Source organism: Mesorhizobium sp. WSM4308 (assembly GCF_002294905.1).
Lineage (GTDB): Bacteria > Pseudomonadota > Alphaproteobacteria > Rhizobiales > Rhizobiaceae > Mesorhizobium.
In genome coordinates this window covers 163301-182073 of the sequence record NZ_NSFW01000008.1, presented here as the reverse complement: position 1 = coordinate 182073, position 18773 = coordinate 163301, and the positions used below count along the sequence as shown (strand labels likewise).

General features: G+C 63.5%; 20 protein-coding genes. 11 read left to right on the top strand and 9 right to left on the bottom strand.

The features are described from left to right. Window positions 1-2 precede the first annotated feature (2 nt). Window positions 3-293, top strand: coding sequence for a hypothetical protein (locus tag CK227_RS16755; RefSeq protein WP_095773563.1), 291 nt, complete (start codon window positions 3-5; stop codon window positions 291-293). A 114-nt stretch (window positions 294-407) separates the two neighbouring features. On the opposite strand, the gene CK227_RS16750 is transcribed toward CK227_RS16755, so the two are convergent. After that, window positions 408-1664 (bottom strand): hypothetical protein, encoded by a 1257-nt coding sequence (locus tag CK227_RS16750; RefSeq protein ID WP_095773564.1) that lies wholly within the window; start codon window positions 1662-1664, stop codon window positions 408-410. A gap of 160 nt (window positions 1665-1824) precedes the next feature. Between CK227_RS16750 and CK227_RS16745 the strand changes: the two genes are divergently transcribed. Both CK227_RS16745 and CK227_RS16740 read left to right on the top strand, forming a co-directional pair. Next, window positions 1825-2883 (top strand): CapA family protein, encoded by a 1059-nt coding sequence (locus CK227_RS16745; RefSeq protein ID WP_095773565.1) that lies wholly within the window; start codon window positions 1825-1827, stop codon window positions 2881-2883. A 204-nt stretch (window positions 2884-3087) separates the two neighbouring features. Beyond that, on the top strand, window positions 3088-4038 hold the full coding sequence (locus CK227_RS16740) for a DUF3137 domain-containing protein (RefSeq protein WP_179296463.1): 951 nt from the start codon (window positions 3088-3090) through the stop codon (window positions 4036-4038). Window positions 4039-4044: 6 nt separating this feature from the next. On the opposite strand, the gene CK227_RS16735 is transcribed toward CK227_RS16740, so the two are convergent. Beyond that, window positions 4045-4536 carry a DUF2314 domain-containing protein gene (locus CK227_RS16735; RefSeq protein WP_095773718.1) on the bottom strand — a complete coding sequence of 164 codons (492 nt, stop codon included), beginning with the start codon at window positions 4534-4536 and terminating at the stop codon, window positions 4045-4047. Between the two features lie 440 nt (window positions 4537-4976). Here CK227_RS16735 and CK227_RS16730 point away from each other — a divergent pair, with 440 nt between their 5' ends. The 3 genes from CK227_RS16730 to CK227_RS16720 all read left to right on the top strand — a co-directional run bounded on the left by CK227_RS16730 (window position 4977) and on the right by CK227_RS16720 (window position 7685). Continuing rightward, the gene (locus tag CK227_RS16730; RefSeq protein WP_027047290.1) at window positions 4977-5219 is read left to right on the top strand and encodes a DUF1344 domain-containing protein; all 243 of its coding nucleotides are present in this window, start codon (window positions 4977-4979) and stop codon (window positions 5217-5219) included. A 204-nt stretch (window positions 5220-5423) separates the two neighbouring features. After that, on the top strand, window positions 5424-7046 hold the full coding sequence (locus tag CK227_RS16725) for an FAD-binding oxidoreductase (protein ID WP_095773566.1): 1623 nt from the start codon (window positions 5424-5426) through the stop codon (window positions 7044-7046). A 15-nt stretch (window positions 7047-7061) separates the two neighbouring features. Continuing rightward, window positions 7062-7685 (top strand): hypothetical protein, encoded by a 624-nt coding sequence (locus tag CK227_RS16720; RefSeq protein WP_095773567.1) that lies wholly within the window; start codon window positions 7062-7064, stop codon window positions 7683-7685. 63 nt (window positions 7686-7748) lie between these two features. Here the strand turns inward: CK227_RS16720 and CK227_RS16715 are convergent, their stop codons facing one another. From CK227_RS16715 to CK227_RS16705, 3 genes are all read right to left on the bottom strand, one after another. After that, complete coding sequence (locus CK227_RS16715; protein ID WP_095773568.1) at window positions 7749-8270, bottom strand: hypothetical protein; 522 nt, start codon at window positions 8268-8270, stop codon at window positions 7749-7751. Window positions 8271-8432: 162 nt separating this feature from the next. Further along, complete coding sequence (locus CK227_RS16710) at window positions 8433-9563, bottom strand: hypothetical protein (protein WP_095773569.1); 1131 nt, start codon at window positions 9561-9563, stop codon at window positions 8433-8435. A 6-nt stretch (window positions 9564-9569) separates the two neighbouring features. Then, window positions 9570-10004 carry a DUF4383 domain-containing protein gene (locus tag CK227_RS16705; RefSeq protein ID WP_095773570.1) on the bottom strand — a complete coding sequence of 145 codons (435 nt, stop codon included), beginning with the start codon at window positions 10002-10004 and terminating at the stop codon, window positions 9570-9572. A 713-nt stretch (window positions 10005-10717) separates the two neighbouring features. On the opposite strand from CK227_RS16705, the gene CK227_RS16700 reads away from it, so the two are divergent. Continuing rightward, a complete protein-coding gene (locus CK227_RS16700; protein WP_095773571.1) occupies window positions 10718-11656 on the top strand; it encodes a diacylglycerol kinase family protein in 939 nt (312 codons plus the stop codon). Between the two features lie 93 nt (window positions 11657-11749). Here the strand turns inward: CK227_RS16700 and CK227_RS16695 are convergent, their stop codons facing one another. From CK227_RS16695 to CK227_RS16685, 3 genes are read right to left on the bottom strand one after another with little or no spacing between them, the layout of a single operon-like run. Continuing rightward, the gene (locus CK227_RS16695) at window positions 11750-12667 is read right to left on the bottom strand and encodes an NAD(P)-dependent oxidoreductase (protein WP_095773572.1); all 918 of its coding nucleotides are present in this window, start codon (window positions 12665-12667) and stop codon (window positions 11750-11752) included. Continuing rightward, window positions 12664-13878 (bottom strand): mandelate racemase/muconate lactonizing enzyme family protein, encoded by a 1215-nt coding sequence (locus CK227_RS16690; protein WP_095773573.1) that lies wholly within the window; start codon window positions 13876-13878, stop codon window positions 12664-12666. The genes CK227_RS16695 and CK227_RS16690 overlap by 4 nt, the downstream gene beginning before the upstream one ends. Continuing rightward, complete coding sequence (locus tag CK227_RS16685) at window positions 13875-15491, bottom strand: GMC family oxidoreductase N-terminal domain-containing protein (protein WP_095773574.1); 1617 nt, start codon at window positions 15489-15491, stop codon at window positions 13875-13877. The genes CK227_RS16690 and CK227_RS16685 overlap by 4 nt, the downstream gene beginning before the upstream one ends. A gap of 206 nt (window positions 15492-15697) precedes the next feature. Between CK227_RS16685 and CK227_RS16680 the strand changes: the two genes are divergently transcribed. The 3 genes from CK227_RS16680 (at window position 15698) to CK227_RS36750 (ending at window position 17433) form a co-directional block, all read left to right on the top strand. Then, complete coding sequence (locus CK227_RS16680) at window positions 15698-16639, top strand: phosphoribosylaminoimidazolesuccinocarboxamide synthase (protein ID WP_095773575.1); 942 nt, start codon at window positions 15698-15700, stop codon at window positions 16637-16639. A 105-nt stretch (window positions 16640-16744) separates the two neighbouring features. Next, a complete protein-coding gene (locus CK227_RS16675) occupies window positions 16745-17140 on the top strand; it encodes an acyl-CoA thioesterase (protein ID WP_010911043.1) in 396 nt (131 codons plus the stop codon). A 128-nt stretch (window positions 17141-17268) separates the two neighbouring features. Continuing rightward, window positions 17269-17433, top strand: coding sequence for a hypothetical protein (locus CK227_RS36750; protein WP_095773576.1), 165 nt, complete (start codon window positions 17269-17271; stop codon window positions 17431-17433). Between the two features lie 200 nt (window positions 17434-17633). Here CK227_RS36750 and CK227_RS16665 read toward each other — a convergent pair whose 3' ends face one another. After that, window positions 17634-18002: a helix-turn-helix domain-containing protein gene (locus CK227_RS16665; RefSeq protein ID WP_179296464.1), complete on the bottom strand. Its 369-nt coding sequence runs from the start codon at window positions 18000-18002 to the stop codon at window positions 17634-17636. Window positions 18003-18094: 92 nt separating this feature from the next. Between CK227_RS16665 and CK227_RS16660 the strand changes: the two genes are divergently transcribed. Beyond that, window positions 18095-18700 (top strand): NADPH-dependent FMN reductase, encoded by a 606-nt coding sequence (locus tag CK227_RS16660; protein WP_095773578.1) that lies wholly within the window; start codon window positions 18095-18097, stop codon window positions 18698-18700. Window positions 18701-18773 lie beyond the last annotated feature (73 nt).

Below are 18773 nucleotides of genomic sequence, written 5' to 3'. Positions count from 1 at the left end.
TCATGCTTCTGACCGCCATCGTCATCGCCCAGCTGTTGGACCCGCTCAGGATCCTGCTGGTCGGGATCGCCTATTTTCTCAGCCGGCTGGTTAAAAGGCCGGGCGTGGCCTGGCTTGGATTGTGCGCGGCGATTGTCGTCATCGCCGCTGGATTTCCGTTCGTTGTCCTTGGCCAATCCGGCGACATCGCCTGGACGACCGCGGCGATCGGCGTGATATCGAACGCGCTGATAGCCGCCGCCATGGCCGGGCTGCTGCGGCTCCAGCGATGGCTTTTCCAACTCTTTGTTTGACACAATTCCCGCGGGAAAACCGTTTCACGATTTTCCCGGAACTGCTGGCGCCGTGGATGCTGGATACTTCTCCCGCGCCCAGCGAGGGCAGAGACCCAGCTTGTGATAGGCCGCTCAGTTGAACCACAGCGCGAACGTCAAAAACCCGCCGCCGCCGAATTCGCGCTGGATCTGGTCGAAATCCTCGCTGGTCAGGATCCTGCCGCTTTCGAGATAAGGCGCGATTCCAGGGCCGGTAATCGACAGCACCAGGTCGAAGGGCTTCGGCTCGTCGAAGAAGCGCTTCATGTTGATGCCCTTGCCGGCGATGCGGAAATGCGGCAGCAGCGCGCGGCCCTCGAGCAGGTCCTCGGCCATGGTCAAGGTGGCGAGCCAGGCCTGGACCTGCTCCTCGCCGACGTCGAGGCCGGTCAGCGGGTTCTCGCCCTTCTGCTGTGGCCCGGGCAGCCATTCGCGGTCATTGTCAGTCTCGGCGCGGATCGCCTTCCAGTCCTCGCGCGACAGCCGGATCATTTCGAGCAATTCCCGGCGGGCTGCCTTGCGGCGCTCCGGTTCGACCACCGGCCAGTTGATCATGTGCACCATCGAGATGAAATCGGCGATGCGCCATTCCGAGGCGAACATGCTCGAGCCCATCTCGCTGGGGGGCGGCACGAGAATATCCTGCAAGGGCAGCTTGGCGCGCGGGAACAGCATGTGGAAGGAGCCATCGAAAGTGGTTCTGAAATCATGCGCCAGCCAGAAATCGGCCTGCGCCATCAGGAATTCGGCATAGCCCTGCAGCCAATAGCCGTCGGCGCGGTCGAAGCGGAAGGTCAGCGCCGGTGCGGTATCGCCCTGCGAAAGGCCACCGTGCGACAGCGCGGCCATGATGGCCGCCATGCTTTCGTCCGGCGCGATCGTGCCGTCCTCGTTGAGGTCGATGCCGACATGGGTGAGGTCGATGACCATGCCGATATCGGCATCGGCCGGCACCGAGCCCAGGGTCGCGGCGGATTTTGCCAACCTGTCGCGGAAGGCCGCCAATATGGCGCGGAACTCTTCGTAGGTCAGCGGCTCGGGATTGGGATTGGAGGGCACCGGCAGCTGCATCAGCGGCAGCATGAAGGATTGCGGGCTTTCGAAGCCGTGGCGGTGCAGGCCGCTGGCGAGCAGTTCAAGTGCGGTGAAGAACTCACCGGCGCCTGCGGCATAGGCCGATGCCGGATCTTTCGGTGCGGCCGCCTCCAGCGTCGACAGGGCGCTGTCGCGCGCGGCCACGGTCTTAGCCTCGAAAAGCGCGGTTGCCGCTTCGGGCACGGCGGCGTGCGCCGAAGACAGCGGCACAAGCAGAATGAATGCGGATGCCATCAGGCTTGCTATTCGTGTCATCTTTCCCTCCCAAGCATTTGCCGCCGACGACCATACACAGATTTGCGGCTATTTGCGGTGTCGCGCCCGTCAGTGCCGATGCGCTGTCCACATCGTTGATTGACGACGGCTTCAACCCGCCCACGGGACAGTCTAAACAAGGCAAACGATTGGGCATTGCGTGTCGAACTATCCGCTTTCCTACAAACTGTCCTGGCTGCCGCGTTTCCTTAAGCCGTCGCTTGGCGGCGACGGCAATGGGTTTGCGCCGATGGCGGGGATGTTGATGGAGCCGCCGCCAGGGCGGACGGTGCGGCTTGCCTTCATCGGCGACATCTCGGCCGTGGCCAACGGCAGCACGCCGGATTTCGATCCGGCGATCAAGGCGCTGCTTGGCACCGCCGATCTGGTGATCGGCAATTGCGAAAGCCCTGTCGTGGACAGGCCGAGCGCGGTGCTGGGCACAAGGCTCGGCACGCACCATGCGATGAGCGAGCGGTTTCTGGCCGAGGCGCTCGCCGCGGCCGGTCTTGCGCGCGAACAGCTCGTGCTGTCGCTGGCCAACAACCATGCGCTCGACCAGGGCGTCGCCGGTTTCGACGAGACGGTGGCGGCGCTGAAGCGGCTCGGTATCCGCAGCATAGGCCTTGCCGCCGATGGCCCGGTGCAGCCGGTCAAAGTCGGGCTGCTGAATGTCGGCTTCGCGGCCTTCACGCTGTGGCGCAATGCAGATGAGAGCCTGTTTGCAGGGCGTGTGTCGATGGGCAGTGATCCGGTCGGCTGGCGGCGCGGGTTCGATCTTCTTTGCGCGGTGCCGCATTGGGACTGGGAGTTCCGGCACTTTCCGCGCGCCGGGACGCGTGCATTGGCCAGGCGCCTGGCCGGGCAGGGCGTCGGCCTGATCGTCGGCCATCACGCGCATGTGGTGCAGCCGGTGGAGCTTATCGGTGAGACCGTCGTCGCCTATGGGCTCGGCGATTTCCTCGGCACCGCCCTGGCGCGACAGCCATGGCCGGGGCGCATTGGTGGGATTTTCGTTGTGGATGTCAGTGCGGATGTCGAGACGCGCGGTGCGATTGCGGCCTACCGGATGCATCCGTTCGTGCGGCTGCGGGGCCGGGGCCATGAGCAGCTCGTGCCGGTGGAGGGGTTGGAGGGCGCGATGAGGGAAAGGGTCGAGAGGCGGTTGGGCGCGATCTTTCCTTCTCCCCTTGTGGGAGAAGGTGGATCGGCGCGTTAGCGCCGAGACGGTCGAGGGGTGGGTGACGAAGCGCCGTCGGCGTCAAGCTGGAACACCCCTCATCCGACCGAGCTTCGCTCGGCCACCTTCTCCCACAAGGGGAGAAGGGATCACCGCTTCATCCGTCTGGCGCCGCTCCTGCAAAACCAGCTATCATGATCGTAGTCAGGCTTGCGGGGGGTGGTGGTGGAAGCAGCGGATTTCATGCCTGATGAGACTGTCATCGCCGGCATCCGGAAGAACATCGAGGCCTATGAGGCGGCGCGGGCCTCGGCGGTGCGGCAGGTGCGCTGGCGAGTGCCGCTGTTCGTCGGGCTGGTGCTGGTGGCCGTGGCGGCGATCGCCTGGCTGTTCAACAAGGTTGCCGACCCCAACGAGCAATGGTTCTCGACGCCGCATGTGTTCCTCTATTGCATCGGCTTTGCCGCTTCGATCCTGCTGTATTTCCAGGCCATGAAGCCGGCGACGCGGCTGCAGCAATCGTTCCGCGACACGCTGCTGCCGATCATCTTCGGCTTCATCCGCGACATCAGTTACCAGCATGGCGGCAGGCCGAACTCGTTCGACCGGCTGCCGCGCGAGGCGGTCGGGCCCTTCAACCGGCAAGCCTTCGACGATGTCGTGTCCGGCCGCTACGAAGGGTTTCCGTTCGAACTCTACGAGGCCGAATTGCGCGAAGGCACCGGCAAGGGCTCATCGACGGCGTTCAAGGGCGTCATCGTCGCTTTCGAGGCCGTCGAGCCGTTCCCGGGGATCCTGGTGGCGACGCGGCGGACCAATGCGGTCGTCGGCTTTTTCCGCGGCCTGTTCGGCTCCAAGCTGCAGGAATTGTCGTCGGGGGAGCCACTCCTCGACGCGGCCTACGAATTCCGCACGGACAATGTCGAGGTGGCGCGGCCGCTGGTGACCGGCCGGCTGGCGCAGGCGCTGAAATGGCTCGGCGAAACCTGGCCGGACGATCCGGCCCGCGTCGCGCTCAACGGCGGCGATGGGTTCCTGCTGCTGCCGCAGGCCAAGAATTTCTTCGAGTTGCCCGACATTTCGGCGCCGCTCGACTACACCAGGCATGTGGCGCCGATGATCTCCGACATGGGCGCCATGCTGGCGACGGCCGCATTGGTGCGCAAGATCGGCGCGAAGGACGAGATGGGTTGATCGCCGTCAGCAGTCGAAGCCATATTGTTCGCGCGTGGCGTCTGCTTCTTCTTTGGACATTCTCTTGAACATCACGCAGACGGTGAAGCTGCCAACCTGCCGTCCACCGCTTCTGTATCCCCAGTCGGAAATGTCGTCCCTGGTGAATTCTATGGCCTGGCCGAGGACGACATTGTGCACTCCCTCCGGCTGATTTGCCAGGATGCCGACAAATCCGGCCCCGATGCGGCTGAACGGGATGACCCAGAAATGTTCGGTGACGTGTCCATCCCGCACCTTAACCTTCAGTTTGAACGTGTCTGTCCCAGGGGGAGGAGCCTCGGACAAGGCCAGGAATTCATCCAGTCTGCTGCGCGCCTTCGCGGTAGCCAGAGCCATATCGGGATCGTCGGGAGTAACGATGACGGTTTTGTCGCCCGGATCCAGGCCTTGTGCGCCGGCCAATCCCGGCGCAAACGCCAGCATCAGGGATATCATGGTCCGGACTGCAAGTTTCATCGTGTCCCCCGTCGCGACGGTTGAAATCATCGCGCATTCATTTCGGATTTGCAACCACAGCGCGAGTTTCATCCGCCTTTTTGAGATCGCGGTTGAGCTGATCCATGCAACAAAACTTGTATCAACCGAAGATCAGCAGGCTGTTTCGTGATGCAATCCGGGGCGGATTATGGCGGCTGCGTGATGGCCGCGAGGCGCCCGCTGCAATGGCCTAAACGATTCTTTTCGTGGACGAACGGCGCGCGTCGAAGCAAACGATAAGGCAGGAAACTGCGTCAGCCGCAAGCAATGTGTCAGAATTAAGCCTATGATTTCCTTTGCGAAAAGTCACTCAACGTGATTTGCGGCCAGCAGGCTTTCAGGCCCAGTGTCGGCTCGTTCGGTGCTGTCGTTGCGCAAGGCGGCAGCCCGGAAAAGTGAAACAGCACGGAGTGCTATCGATGAAGAAGACCCTCGCAACCACCGCCGCTCTGCTCGCCTTCCTCGGTACGGCCTATGCCGCGTCCGTTCAGGGCACCATCCAGGCGGTCGATCCGACGACCAAGTCGATTACACTCGACGACGGCAAGATCTATCAGCTGTCGCCGGAAGCGAAGATCGGCAAACTCAAGGTCGGCGCCAAGGTGGCGGTAACCGTCGATGACAAGACCGGCATGGTGACGTCGATCAAGAAGGCTTCGTAGCCGCGAGCGTCATGCGTCGGCAGACCTGCTGACCGTACTTTTCAGACCCTGCTCCAATGTTGGCCGGTTCCTTCGGGGATCGGCCATTTTCATGCTCCTGTTCACTCATGCCAGGCCACTGAGGTGGCGGAACGCTGCCCCGGTAGCGGCCCCTATGGTTTTCGCCGAAGAGCCGCGCTATCCCTTGGCCAACGGGGGATCTGCATGGCTGACGAACAGAAGGGGTTTCGCCTATCGCGCCGGCTGGTGCTCGGTGCGGCTGTCGTCGGCGGCGCGGTGCTGTGGGGCGGAACCACAATGGCACGGCTGGCGCGCGGGCCTTCAGGGCCGAAGAATGCCGGACGCATCGCCGACATCGATGGCATTGCCCTGCCGCTGAAACCGATTGCCAGTCCGCCAGCCTTTGAGCCTTCGCTACCCTGGTCGGCCAAGGGCGGCGACATGAACGATGCCAGCGGCCTGTCGCGGACGCCGGTCTATGGCGTGGTCGAGGTCAGCGAGGAGGACCATATCGCCAGGGCGTTGGCCTTCGCCCGCGCCAACGGGTTGAAAGTGTCGCTGGCCGCCATCCGCCATTCGATGGGCGGCCATGCCTTCGACGACAATGCGCTGGTGCTCGACCTCAAGAAATTCAACAAGGTCAGCGTCGACGCGGCGGCCAGGACCATGACGCTGCAGCCGGGCGCGCGCTGGCACGACATCCAGAACATGCTGCATCCGCGCTTCGCGGTGAAGGCAATGCAGTCCACCGACATCTTCTCCGTCGGCGGCTCGCTGTCGGTCAACGCGCATGGCATGGACCATCAGGCCGGTTCGGTTGCCGGCTCGATCCGCTCGATGCGGGTGATGCTGGCAGATGGGTCGGTGACGACCTGCTCTGCCACGCAGAACAGCGAGCTGTTCCGCCATGTCGTCGGCGGCTACGGCCTGTTCGGCGTGGTGGTGGAGGCAACGCTCGATATCGTCGACAATGCCGTCTACCGCACCTCGCGCGAAATCATCAAATCGGACGATTTCCCAAAGTTCTTCGCCGAGGTGCTGGAGCCGAACAAGGATATCGGCCTGTTCTACGGCCATCTGTCGACGGCGCCGGGCAATTTCCTCGAGGACATGATCGTCTATCGCTACGACAAGGTGGCCGAAGAGCCGCCGGCCGACCAGCCCGATATCGGCGAGCCGGGCTCGGTCGGACTGAAGCGGGTGATCATCAACCTGGCGAAATGGGGCAGCCTGTTCCAGGAGCTGAAGTGGTTCACCGAGAAGACGCTGGAGCCGAAATTCGAGAGCTGCACGGTGGCGCGCACGACGGCCATGGCGCAGGGCGAGGCCTGCCTCGTCACCCGCAACAACCCGATGCACGATTCGGTGCCGTATCTGTTCAACGATCTGACCGACGAGACCGACATACTGCACGAATATTTCATACCACGTGCTGTGTATAATCCGTTCATCACGGAAGCGCGCGAGATCCTGCGCAATCAGTCCCTGCCGGTGCTCAACGCCTCGGTGCGCATCGTCCACAAGGAGGATGTGGCGCTGACCTATGCACCGGAGCCGGCCTATTCGCTGGTGCTCTACATCAACCAGCCGACCGATGCCGACGGCAATGCGAGGATGCGGGCGCTGACGCGGGCGCTGATCGACGTGACGATCAAGCATGGCGGGCGCTTCTTCCTGCCCTACCAGCTGCATTACACGGCCAAGGAATTGCAGGCCTGCTATCCCGAGCTGCCGGCCTTCCTGGCGGCGAAACGGCACTATGACCCTACGGAACTGTTTTCCTCGACCTTCTACCGTGGCATCAAGGCGCTGAGCGGGGTTGCATAAGCAGGAGAATAGTCGATGCGCATGGTATCAGCGGCAGCCCTCACTCTCATCGCGCTGTGCGCTGGACCGGCCGGAGCCGAGGACCTCAAGGCGTTCAAGCTGACCATCGACGGCGTGGCGGTCGATATCGACCCCGGCGAGAGCACGACCATCACGCTGCCCGGCGGCAAGCAGAGCAAGGTGACGCTCGAGCGCAACGACTTCGCCACCTTTTCGGGCGACAGTTTCTCCTTCGTCCATCCGAGCGGCATTTCGGTGACCAAGACCGATCTCGGCGAGAACATCACGCAATATCTGATGGCTTCGGCGCTTGGCACGATCGTCGTCGTGCAGGAATATGGCAAGATGAACCCGGTGTCGCTCAACCAACTGATGCTGCAGGAGATGACCAGGGAATCGGTGCAGGCCGGCGCGACGCTGACGCAGCAGCCGACGACGCGCAAGCTCGCCGACGGCAAGGAGTTGACCGGCATCCACGCCGAGGTGAAGACGCGCACCGACACCGCTTATTTCGAGATCGTCGGCTACGGCCTCGCCGATCAGGGGCTGTTGTTCGTCACGCGCGTCGGCAGCGAGGACCTGGCCACCGAACAGCCGCTGATCGACAAATTCTGGGAGAGCCTGAAGGTCAAGATGTAAATCTTTCCCTTATGCATGTCGTTGTCGCAAAACCGCTGCGCACTTTTGGGCGACATGCATTGACTACAGCCCCGTCGGCACCAGGCCGGCCAGCCAGTTCACGGAGCGTTTTGCGGCATCAGCCGTCGCGGAAGCCGCACGGCCAAGATCGGTCTTGACCACGGCATAGCCGTTCTTTGTGCGATAGAGCACGCCGGTTCCGCCATCGACCATCTGTTCGTAGGCGACGGGCCGGGCAGCGTCCGCGTCGACGGTCGTCGTCGGCGAGCCGACGGGCACGCTCGGCCGATGGCTCAGTTCCGGCGGCAGCGGGCTTTCCGTCCGCACGACCCTGCTGGCGGGCTTGAGTTCGGGGCGCGATGCGGTGGCGGCCAGTTGCGAGGAGGATGACGAGCCCTTGGTGCGGCAGATGCCGGACACCAGCGGATAGTCGAAATTGCGCTGGTGCAGGATCTGGCTCTTCATCGCGGCTTCGCATTCGGCGATGGTCGACCACTTGGCCGGCGTCTCGCCGATATATTCGCACAGTTTGGCGTCGCAGTCGCAGCCGACAATGGTCATGGCGACAAGGGCGGTCTTGATCACGGTCTTGTCCCTTCGAGATGCCCCCCGGCAGCCCATTCAGGTGCATGTCGCCCGTCAGGCAACATGCACCGTTCCATCGCGCGCGAACAAGGCGGGATTTGGCCACGATTGTGAAATGAGCATGGCGGCGGTCTGATCCTTGCCGGGCGTGGCCGAAAGGCCTCAATAATCGTAGACGTGTTCAAGCTTGGCGCCTGCTTTCATCAGCGACGGCAGCACCAGATGCAGCTTGCGCACGGCCACGACCATGCCGGTGCGGCGCGTCGAAGGATCCGCCGGCAGCGGATAGCTGAACAGGATGCGCATGCCTTCGGGAACAGCGATCGAGTCGGTCGACAGCATGGTGACCATGATCTCGTCATTGCCGCCGATCTCGACGAAGGAGACGCCCTTGTCGATCAGCCGCGGGATCATGTCGGTGAAGACCTGATAGCGCCTGGTGACGAAGACGGTGCCGTCGGCACCGTAGTCGCGCTCCAGCAATGTGTCCGGCTCGTTGCGGGTGGCTTCGCCGACCGGGCCCTTGGCCCAGACATGGACATCGAGGAAGGCCGGGTCGGAGGTCGCGGCAAGTGCCTTTTTGATCAGGTCGGCATAGCCCTGCTTGATGGTGTCGGCGAGGCCGAAGGCAAGCTTGCGTTCGCTGGTGCGGACGGAGCTGTCGCCTGGCGCCGGCTGCACGGAAAACAGGCCGGCGCGCTTTTCGGCATAGGCGAACTGGTACCACGGAACCTGGTCGAGGAAGACGGCGTAGTCCGCCGCCACCTTGGCCTGGTAGATGTCGGCGGCGGTTCGCTTGGCCGATGTCGCCTCGGTGACGCGGCCGACCGTGTTCTCATAGGCCCATTGCAGTATGTGCTCGATCGAGTGGCTGGTGCCGATGATGACCAGCATCTGGTGGTTGGCGTAGTTGAACTTGTAGGGGGAACTGGCGCGGATCACCGTGGCGTAATCCTGCCAGAAGCGGCCGACATAGGACCAGTAGGGAAAGCCGCTCGGCTGGTCCTTGGCGACGAAGCCGGCATATTCGCGCGCGGCGTAGACGATCGCCCATTCGGGGTAGGTGAGGAAGGTCGATTCCTCCGGCCGTTGGTAGCCGGGAATTTCGGCGCGGACCTTGTCGGCCAGCGCCTTGGGCGGCGCGCCATCGGTAATGCCTGGCAACGGCGTCTTGTCGGGCGCCGGCGTCGTCAGGAAACCGTAGCTCAGCCCGACGATCGGGATGAGGATGATGATGACGATCAGCCAGATGATCGTCTTGCTGATGCGCTTCAGCCATCGGAACAGCAACATGGCCGGTCAGGCCGTGGCGAAGTGGTCGTGGATGCGCTTCGACAGCCAGAAGCCGACATAGACGGCGAAGCCGCCGATGACGAGATGCGGCAGGTTGGCGAAGAAGCGTGTGGGGAACTCGATGTCGTTGAGGGAGCGGAAACCGTTGATGAAGATGCCGGCATCGAGGCAGCCGGAGCCGGTGACCAGCCCGAGCACGCCGTCGAACAGATAGACCGATCCGAACAGCTTGAAATAGAACACTGCCTGGCGATGCGAGATGAAGGCGGCGGCCAGCGCCCAGACGCCGGAGAAGGCGTGCAGCAGGTCGTCGTACCATTGCAATGAGAACAGGCCGAACAGATTGCCGTTGGCATCGTTGAACGCCGGTATGTAGCCGATGGCGACGACGGCGAAGAACAGGAAAGCATAGGCAACGGCCAGCTTCTGGATCAGCGTCATGAAGTATCCCCCTTCAATAGACGTCGAACGTTAGCTGATTTTGCCGCCGGTTGCAGCCCCAAGCGGAAACACCGTAAAAATTGTGCGGGATGGAAAAACGACAGTCGGCGCTGGGATTTCTCCCAGCGCCTCCCTGTCAGATCAGGACACGGTCGCGGCAGCAACTTCCGTAAAGTCGTCGCGCCATGCCGGCCTTGATTTTGACGGTCCTGCCAGCCACCACCCGAAGGCAGCGTCCGTTCCAGACCACGCTGGTCTTGGCCCTTGCGGGCTTTGCCCTGCGTGCCATCGAAGGTTTTTGCCGTCCTTCATGGCAGCATCGGTCCGCCGTCGGCGTTGGCACGCTTTCCGCGGCCCCGTAGGTCTCGGCTACCGTCCCTCGAAACAGGCAAGCCTGCTCTCGCTCCGGGCCGTACGGGCCTCAGGAAATCAGCCTTTCACTTCCGCCTTTCGGCTTGGCGATCGGTAGCCGCCTGAGATGGGTTCAACGTACGCCGGGTAAGTGTCCCGGGGAATGGCCCTGGGCCTGTGGATAGCGGGATTATCGGGGACCGTTTGGCGAGAGCTCGGGAACTTCGGTGCCCACTGCCTTAGACAGCCTGCCCCTCTTTTCGTCGTCGCAATCGACAGCGCCCCTTGCTCCGCCGGCGGGCGCGGGCTTCAATGCCGGCAAACGATCGGGCATGGATGTCCGGCGCCGGGGAGGGTGCGTCTTGAAAGTCGGGGTGGTTCTCAATCCGATAGCCGGTGGCGGCCGGCTGAAACGGCATTGGCCTGAAGTCTCCGCCTCGCTGAAAGAGCACTTTGGCGATTTCGAGCTGCGCGAGACGCAGGCCGAGGGCGACGCCGAACGGTTGGCCATCGACCTCGCCGCCACCGGCTTCGACCTGGTTATCGCCGCCGGTGGCGACGGCACCGCCAGCGAAGTGGCCGACGGGCTGCTGCAGGCATTCGAGGAGAGCGGCAAGACGACCGAGCTTGGCCTGCTGCCATGCGGCACCGGCATCGATTTCGCGCGCGGGCTTGGCCTGCCGAAGGCGGTGGACGCGACCTTGAAGCGGATCGCCGGGGCAGAGGGCCGCAAGATCGATGCCGGCCGCATCTGCTACATCGACGACCATGGCGCGCTCGCCAGCCGCCATTTCATCAATATCGCCAGCCTCGGCCTGTCAGGCGCCACCGACCGCGCCGTCAATGCCGACAAGCGCAAGGGCAAGACGTCGGCCAAGGCGCTGTTCCTGTGGCGCACCGTGGTCGAGTTCATCCGCTACCGCTTCCAGCGTGTGCGGATCACCGTCGACGACGGCGCGCCGGTCGAGGCGCGCATGGCGCTGGTGGCGGTGGCCAACGGCAAATTCTTCGGCGGCGGCATGATGATCGCGCCGGACGCCGAGCTGACCGACGGGCAATTCGATATCGTCATCCTGCGCGCGGCTGGCAAGCTGAAGCTGATCTGGGACATCCGCCTGCTCTATGGCGGCCGGCACCGCAACCATCCGGCGATCACCATCCTGCGCGGCAAGAAAGTGGTTGTCGAACCGCTCGACGATGTGGAAAAGAACGGCGCGCTGGTCGACATAGACGGTGAGTCGCCCGGACGCATACCGGCGACCTTCGAGATCCTGCCTGGCGCGCTGACGCTCAGATATTGAATCAAGGCGTTGCCAGATTGATTCAGGTCTTTTCGAAACTGAATCCGGCTATCGATTCAAGCAGATGAAATTGCTTGGTTTTCCGGTCTCCGGTCAGATTCCCAGTTTGGCTGGAAAACCAGGTGCGCGCAGGTCGGTGCCGACGGCATCCTCCAGCAATTTGACGATCCGGGTCGACCAGGCGCTGCCGCCATAGGCCGCCTTGCCCTGTTCGAAAATCGCGTTGACGCGGGATGCCAGCTCCAGCGGCACGCCGAAATCCTTGCCCATGCCCAACGCAAAGCCGAGGTCCTTCAGTGCCAGGTCCATGGTGAAGCCGATGTCGTAGGAGCCGTTGAGGACGAGCTGGCTTTCGGTCTCGTGGACGAAGCTGTTGCCGGAGGAGGCAACGATGGCGTGGTAGGATTGGGCGAGGTCGAGGCCACCCCGCTTGGCCAGCATCAACGCCTCGCCGGCGGCGACGAGATGGATGAAGGCCAGCATGTTGGTGATCACCTTGATCACCGCGGCCGAGCCGATCGGTCCCATCAGGAAGGAACGCGCGCACATCGCTTCGATGGCCGTGCGATGGCGTTCGTAAAGCGCGGCATCGCCGCCGACCAGGGCGGTGATTTTTCCGACCGCCGCCAGATGCACGCCGCCGGTGACCGGGCATTCCAAGGTGTCGACGCCCTTGGCCGAGGCGAGGGCGGCGAGGCGCACGATCTCGTCGCGGCCATTGGTCGACATCTCGATCCAGGTGCCGCCCGGGGCCAGGCCTTCGAGCAAGCCGCGGGGACCGGCAAGCACCGCTTCGCTGACCTTCGGCGAGGGCAGGCAGGTTATGGCATTGCCGGCCCGCGCCGCCGCCTCGGCAGGGCTGTCGGCAGTGGTGGCGCCGAGCGCCACCAGACGCTCGCCGGCAGCCGGGTCGCGGTCGAAGACGGTGACGGCAAAGCCGTTGCGGATCAGGCTGGCGGCAAGGTTGCCGCCGAGATGACCGAGGCCGATGAACGCGTAACTCTCGCTCACGGCATCAACGGGGTCTGCATCATTTGCAGATGCAGATCCTTGCCGGTGTAGGGATGCGCATCGCAGACCGCTTCGTCGAGCTCGACCCCCAGCCCCGGTTCCTTCGAGGGGATGACGTTGCCGTCCTGCCACTCGATCTTCTTCTTCAGAAGCGTGGCGTGGAAGCCGTCCCACTGCTTCAGCGATTCCAAGATGAGGAAGTTGGGCAACGTCACCGCCAGCTGGATGTTGGCGGCGCCGACGATCGGCCCGCAATAGCAGTGCGGCGCGACCTGGATGTGGTAGGCCTCGGCCATCGCCGCGATCTTCTTGGTTTCGAGGATGCCGCCGGAGCGGCCGAGATCCGGCTGCAATATGGTTGCGGCGCGGTTTTCGATGACGCGGGCGAATTCGAATTTGGTCGTCAGCCGCTCGCCGGTGGCGATCGGGATTGAGGTGCCCCGGGCGACCTGCGCCATCACTTCGGGCATGTCGGGCGGCACCGGCTCCTCGAACCACAAGGGATCGTAGGGCTCGATGGCGCGTGCCATGCGCAGCGCCCCTGACGCGGTGAACTGGCCGTGCGTGCCGAAGAGGATGTCGGCGCGGTTGCCCACCGCCTCGCGGATTGCCTTGATCATGCGGGTGGAGACGTCGATGTCGATGAGGCGCGGCTGATGGCCGTCGAAGGCGGTATAGGGGCCGGCCGGGTCGAGCTTGACGGCATTGAAACCCTGCTCGACATATTCGAGCGCGCAAGCCGCCGCCATTTCGGGGTCGTTGTAGACGTTCCGGCCGTCCGGCGCATCCTCGGAATGGACGCTGCCGGTGTGCGGATAGAGGTAGGTGTAGGAGCGCAGCGTCTCATGTACCTGGCCTCCGAGCAATTTGTAGACCGGCTTGTTCGCCTCCTTGCCGATAATGTCCCAGCAGGCCATTTCGAGCGCCGAGAAACAGCCCATGCCGGAGACGTCAGGGCGCTGGGTGAAGCCGGAGGAATAGGCGCGGCGGAAGAAGTTCTCGATGTCGTGCGGATCGCGGCCGACGAGATAGCGCTCGGCCATGTCCTCGACCATTTTCGCCGTGACATGGGCGGAGAAGGTGGCGTTGTAGGCTTCGCCATAACCGACCACGCCGCCATCGGTGGTCAGCTTGACGAAGATGAAATACTTGCCGCCGATGCCGGGCGGCGGGTTGCCGACAACCCAGGTCTTGACGTCGGTGATCTTCATTTTTGGTCCTCCAGAACCAGTTCGGCGCCCTTCCACCCGGTCATGACCGAGGCGGCATTGGTGTTGCCGGTGATGTTGTCGGGAAAGATCGAGGCGTCGATGACGCGCAAGCCTTCGAGGCCGTGCACCTTGAGGCGCGGATCGACGACGGCGCGCGCGGGATCGGGACCCATGCGGCAGGTCGAGACCGGGTGATAGACGGTGCCGGAGCGTTTCCTGAAATCGGTGATCAGGTCTGCGTCCGACTGGATCGACGGGCCGGGCAGGACTTCCTCCTGGATGATTTCGGCCATGGCCGGCATCGAGGCGATCTTGCGCACGAACTTCACCGCCGCCAGCATCTCCTCGACATCGGCATTGGTCGAATAGGCATTGGCGGTGATCTTTGGATAGTCCAGCGGATTGCTGGAGCGGATCATGATCGCGCCCCGGCTCGACGGGCGGCAATTGGACAGGCCGATGGAGAAGCCCGGCCATGGATCCGGCGTCAGGATCGGCCGCTCACCGCTCTTCGGGATGACGGTCGAGAAGGCCTGGAAATAGAGCTGCATGTTGGGGCGCGAGAACGCCGGGTCGGTGCGGAAGAAACCGCCGCCATGGTTCATCGACAGCGACAGCGGTCCCGAGCGCGTCAGTATGTACTGCATGCCGACCAGCAGCTTGCCCCACCAGGGACGCAGGATCTGGTTGAGCGTCGGCACCTTGCCCTTGAACGTGTAGTTGATGCCGACATGGTCCTGCAGATTGGCGCCGACATTCTCGTTGGCGTGGACGATCGGGATGCCCAGCCCATTTAGCAAAGCCGCAGGGCCGATGCCGGAGAGTTGCATGAGTTGCGGCGAGTTGATCGAGCCGGCGGACAGGATCACTTCACGGCCGGCGCGCGCCGTCTTCGGCTGACCGTTCTGCAGATATTCGATGCCGATTGCGCGCTTGCCTTCGAACAGGATGCGCGTGGCCAAAGCGTTGGTCTCGACGCGGACATTGCCGCGCTTCATCGCGGGGCGCAGGAAGGCGCGCGCCGCGGACATACGGCGGCCGTTCTTGGTCGAGATCTGGTAGGTGCCGACGCCTTCCTGGGCGGCACCGTTGAAATCGGGATTGAGCGGCAGGCCGGCCTGCTGGCCGGCGGCGAGATAGCGCTTTGTCAGCGGGTGGACGGCGTTGGCCGTGTCGCTGATGTGCAGGGGACCACCGGTGCCGCGCCATCTGTCGGCGCCGGCCTCATTGTCCTCGAGCGCCTTGAAGATCGGCAACAGTTCGTCATAGCCCCAGCCGGGATTGCCGGCGGCGCGCCAGTCGTCGAAATCCTCGCGCGCGCCCCGGATCCAGACCATGGCGTTGATCGAGCTCGATCCGCCGAGCAGCTTGCCGCGCGGCCAGTGGTCGACATTGCCGCCGAGACCGGGATCGGCTTCGGTCTTGTAGTTCCAGTTGACCGCGGGATCGAAGAAGGTCTTGCCGTAGCCGAGCGGCATCTGCACGTAGAAGCGCCGGTCGGTGCCGCCGGCCTCCAGCACCAGAACCGAGAAGCGGCCCGAGGCGGACAGTCTGTCGGCGAGCACCGAGCCGGCCGAGCCGGAGCCGACGATGATGAAGTCAAAAGTCTGCATGATTGAAACAGGCGGCTCCGGAAATCTGGCCGCAGCCTAGACGCGACGGCTTCGCCGCGTCGCCGGGCCTTCCGGCATGCGTTGTGAAAAATGCGACCGCGATGTCAGGTCGAGTTGCAGGGAATACCGACAATCGCGCTTGATAAGCATGGGGTCGACAGCTTATGCGAGGGCATCAGCCAAATCTGCGGAAGGCAGGACATCATATGCGGACCCTGTCGGATGCGTTCATTCCCGAGTTGCCGGGTTACTACAAGGGCAAGGTTCGCGAAAACTACGATCTGGCGGACGGGCGGCGCATCATCATCGCCACCGACCGTCTCAGCGCCTTCGACATCATCCTGACCTCGATCCCGTTCAAGGGCGAGATCCTGACCCAGACGGCGCGCTACTGGTTCGAGGAAACCGCCGATATCTGTCCGAACCATGTTCTCGAATATCCCGACCCCAATGTCGTCGTCGGCACGAGGCTCGACATCCTGCCGGTCGAGATCGTCGTGCGCGGCTATCTCGCCGGCACCACCAGCACCTCGATCCTGACCCGTTACCGTCGCGGCGAACGGGAGATGTACGGGATGCGCCTGCCGGACGGGCTGCGCGACAATGAGAAGCTGGCCGAGCCTGTGATTACGCCGACGAGCAAGGCGGCGGATGGCGGCCATGACGAGCCGCTGTCGAGGGCGGAGATCCTTGGACAGGGCCTGCTCACACAGGCACAATGGGACACCGTCTCGGATTACGCCTTGAAGCTGTTCGCCCGCGGCCAGGCGCGCGCCGCCGAGCGCGGCCTGATCCTTGCCGACACGAAATACGAATTCGGCACCGACAAGAACGGCACGATCATCCTGGCCGACGAAATCCATACACCCGACAGCAGCCGGTACTGGATCGCGGCGAGCTATGAACAGGCGCTTACAAGCGGCACGCGGCCGGACAGCTTCGACAAGGATTTCATCCGCTCCTGGGTGGCGGCGCGCTGCGATCCCTACAAGGACCCGATCCCCAGGATTCCCGACGAGATCGTCGAACAGGCTTCGCGCATCTATGCCCAGGCCTACGAGGCGATCACCGGCAAGGCATTCGTTCCCGACCTTTCCGGGGACACGGTTCTCGATCGCATCCGTTCGAACCTGGCGCGCTTCTTCTAGCAGCCAGGCGAAGCTTTGCCCGGGGCGCGTTGACGCGTCCGCGCCATGACGCTACGGGATCGAGGGCAGTCGATCTCAAGCCATCGACCTCGAGGGATTTCTCGCATGGTGCACTACGCGGACGGACGGCCGATCGGAGACCTCACGTTGCGCACGCTGGCCATGCCTTCGGACGCCAATGCGGCCGGCGACATCTTTGGCGGCTGGGTGATGGCGCAGATGGACCTTGCCTGCGGCATCCGCGCCGCCGAGCGCGCCAGGGGCCGCGTGGTGACGGCGGCGGTCAAGGAGATGTCCTTCGCCAAGCCGATGAAGATCGGCGACACGCTGTGCATCTACACCCATGTCGAACGCGTCGGCCGCACCTCGATGACGCTCAAGGTCGAAGCCTGGGCGCAGCGCTATCTCTCCGATTTGATGGAAAAGGTCACCCACGCCGATTTCGTCATGGTGGCGCTGGACGGCGAGGGCAAGCCGAAGGCCGTTCCGGCCGAGGGTTGACGACCCGTTCTCGCGCCCCCCGTTCTCCCAGTGCAGGGCAATTGTAACATCGCCCGTGCGGGCGATGCGTTTGCCGACATCCAATGGTTGCCTTGACGCCCGACTGTGCCGGCGTTGGGGGAGAGACAATGCGTCAACACATACTGAACAGCTGGCTCGTGGCAGCGCTTGTCGCCTTGGTCTGCCTGCTCGGCGTAACGGCCTACGCCGAAGTCAAAAACGACCTTCGGCCCATCGCCTGCACGCATGGCGACAAGGGTGACCGCAAGCCTGCCGCGACATGCGCGCCCTGACCACGGCGCCCGGCGATCGCGGAGAAGCCGAATGGTTGCCTTTGGTCCGCGATTGTCGTCGTCAAAATAGCATGTGTGCAGGTCTGCCACCGGCGCCATAGGACAATGCCGTCAAGCCGCGTCCGCAGACCCGACGAATTCCCTGCTGCCAGGCAATTTCACTCGATACGAAGCTCCGGATCCCTTGCCGCGCAAGGGTTTTAGCCATGCATGCCGTCGAATTTTTCGCGCGCTGCCCGCACGCGCGTGGTGTTTTTGCGCGCCCATTCGCCAAGCGCGCTGACCGGGATCAGCAATTCATGGCCGAGTTCGGTCAGCTCGTAGTCGACGCGCGGCGGTATGGTCGGGAATACGGTGCGGGTGACGAAGCCGTCGCGCTCCAGTCCGCGCAAGGTGGTGGTCAGCATCTTCTGCGAGATGCCGCCGACAGCGGTGCGCAACTCGTTGAAACGCAACGGTCCTTGGCCGAGCTTGCCGACCACCAGAACGGTCCATTTGTCGCCGACGCGCTGCAGGATTTCCGAAACGGCGCGGCAATCTTCGGTGTTAAGCGGGTTCCTCAGTAACAAAAAGGTGCCTCCTTGCGCATCGAGTTGACAGTATCTCATATAGCGCCGGTATCCAAATGATACCAGCTTATTACTGGAATGGAGAGCCCCCCATGTCAAAGCCGAAAATCGCCATCATCGTCGGTTCGACGCGCGCCGCGCGCTTCGCCGATGTGCCCACCCAATGGATCGCCAAGATCGCCAAGTCGCATGCCGATATCGATGTCGAGGTCGTCGACCTCAGGGACTTCCCGCTGCCCTTCTTCGACGAAGTCGCCTCTTCCGCCTGGGTGCCGTCGACCAACGAGGTGGCGCAGCGCTGGCAGAAGAAGGTCGCCGAATTTGACGGCTTCATCTTCACCGCCGCCGAATACAATCACGGCCCGACGGCCGTGCTGAAGAACGCCATCGACTACGCCGCCAACGAATGGAACAAGAAGCCGGCCGGCTTCCTCGGCTACGGCAGCGTCGGCGGCGCCCGCGCCGTCGAGCAGCTCCGTCTCCATGCCGTCGAACTGCAGATGGCGCCGGTCAAGTCGGCCGTTCATATCGCCTGGGGCGACTTCCTCGCCGTGCGCCAGGGCGAGAAGAAGCTCGAAGACCTCGAGCATCTGAACCAGGCGGCCACCGCGCTGGTCAACGACGTCGCCTGGTGGGCAAAGGCGCTGAAGAAGGCGCGCGATGCCGACGTGGTCGACGAGGAAATCAAGGCGGCCTGACCGCCAGCCGAATTATCCTCCCAAGGGATATGGGGCGGCGCTTGCGTCGCCCTTTTTCATATGGATCGCGTTT

Bases quoted from the DNA above. Each gene is read 5' to 3' on its own strand.
- CK227_RS16755 (WP_095773563.1), top strand. From the start codon at position 3: ATGCTTCTGACCGCCATCGTCATCGCCCAGCTGTTGGACCCGCTCAGG.
- CK227_RS16750 (WP_095773564.1), bottom strand. From the start codon at position 1,664: ATGACACGAATAGCAAGCCTGATGGCATCCGCATTCATTCTGCTTGTG.
- CK227_RS16740 (WP_179296463.1), top strand. From the start codon at position 3,088: ATGCCTGATGAGACTGTCATCGCCGGCATCCGGAAGAACATCGAGGCC.
- CK227_RS16735 (WP_095773718.1), bottom strand. From the start codon at position 4,536: ATGAAACTTGCAGTCCGGACCATGATATCCCTGATGCTGGCGTTTGCG.
- CK227_RS16730 (WP_027047290.1), top strand. From the start codon at position 4,977: ATGAAGAAGACCCTCGCAACCACCGCCGCTCTGCTCGCCTTCCTCGGT.
- CK227_RS16725 (WP_095773566.1), top strand. From the start codon at position 5,424: ATGGCTGACGAACAGAAGGGGTTTCGCCTATCGCGCCGGCTGGTGCTC.
- CK227_RS16720 (WP_095773567.1), top strand. From the start codon at position 7,062: ATGCGCATGGTATCAGCGGCAGCCCTCACTCTCATCGCGCTGTGCGCT.
- CK227_RS16710 (WP_095773569.1), bottom strand. From the start codon at position 9,563: ATGTTGCTGTTCCGATGGCTGAAGCGCATCAGCAAGACGATCATCTGG.
- CK227_RS16705 (WP_095773570.1), bottom strand. From the start codon at position 10,004: ATGACGCTGATCCAGAAGCTGGCCGTTGCCTATGCTTTCCTGTTCTTC.
- CK227_RS16690 (WP_095773573.1), bottom strand. From the start codon at position 13,878: ATGAAGATCACCGACGTCAAGACCTGGGTTGTCGGCAACCCGCCGCCC.
- CK227_RS16685 (WP_095773574.1), bottom strand. From the start codon at position 15,491: ATGCAGACTTTTGACTTCATCATCGTCGGCTCCGGCTCGGCCGGCTCG.
- CK227_RS16680 (WP_095773575.1), top strand. From the start codon at position 15,698: ATGCGGACCCTGTCGGATGCGTTCATTCCCGAGTTGCCGGGTTACTAC.
- CK227_RS16675 (WP_010911043.1), top strand. From the start codon at position 16,745: ATGGTGCACTACGCGGACGGACGGCCGATCGGAGACCTCACGTTGCGC.
- CK227_RS36750 (WP_095773576.1), top strand. From the start codon at position 17,269: ATGCGTCAACACATACTGAACAGCTGGCTCGTGGCAGCGCTTGTCGCC.
- CK227_RS16660 (WP_095773578.1), top strand. From the start codon at position 18,095: ATGTCAAAGCCGAAAATCGCCATCATCGTCGGTTCGACGCGCGCCGCG.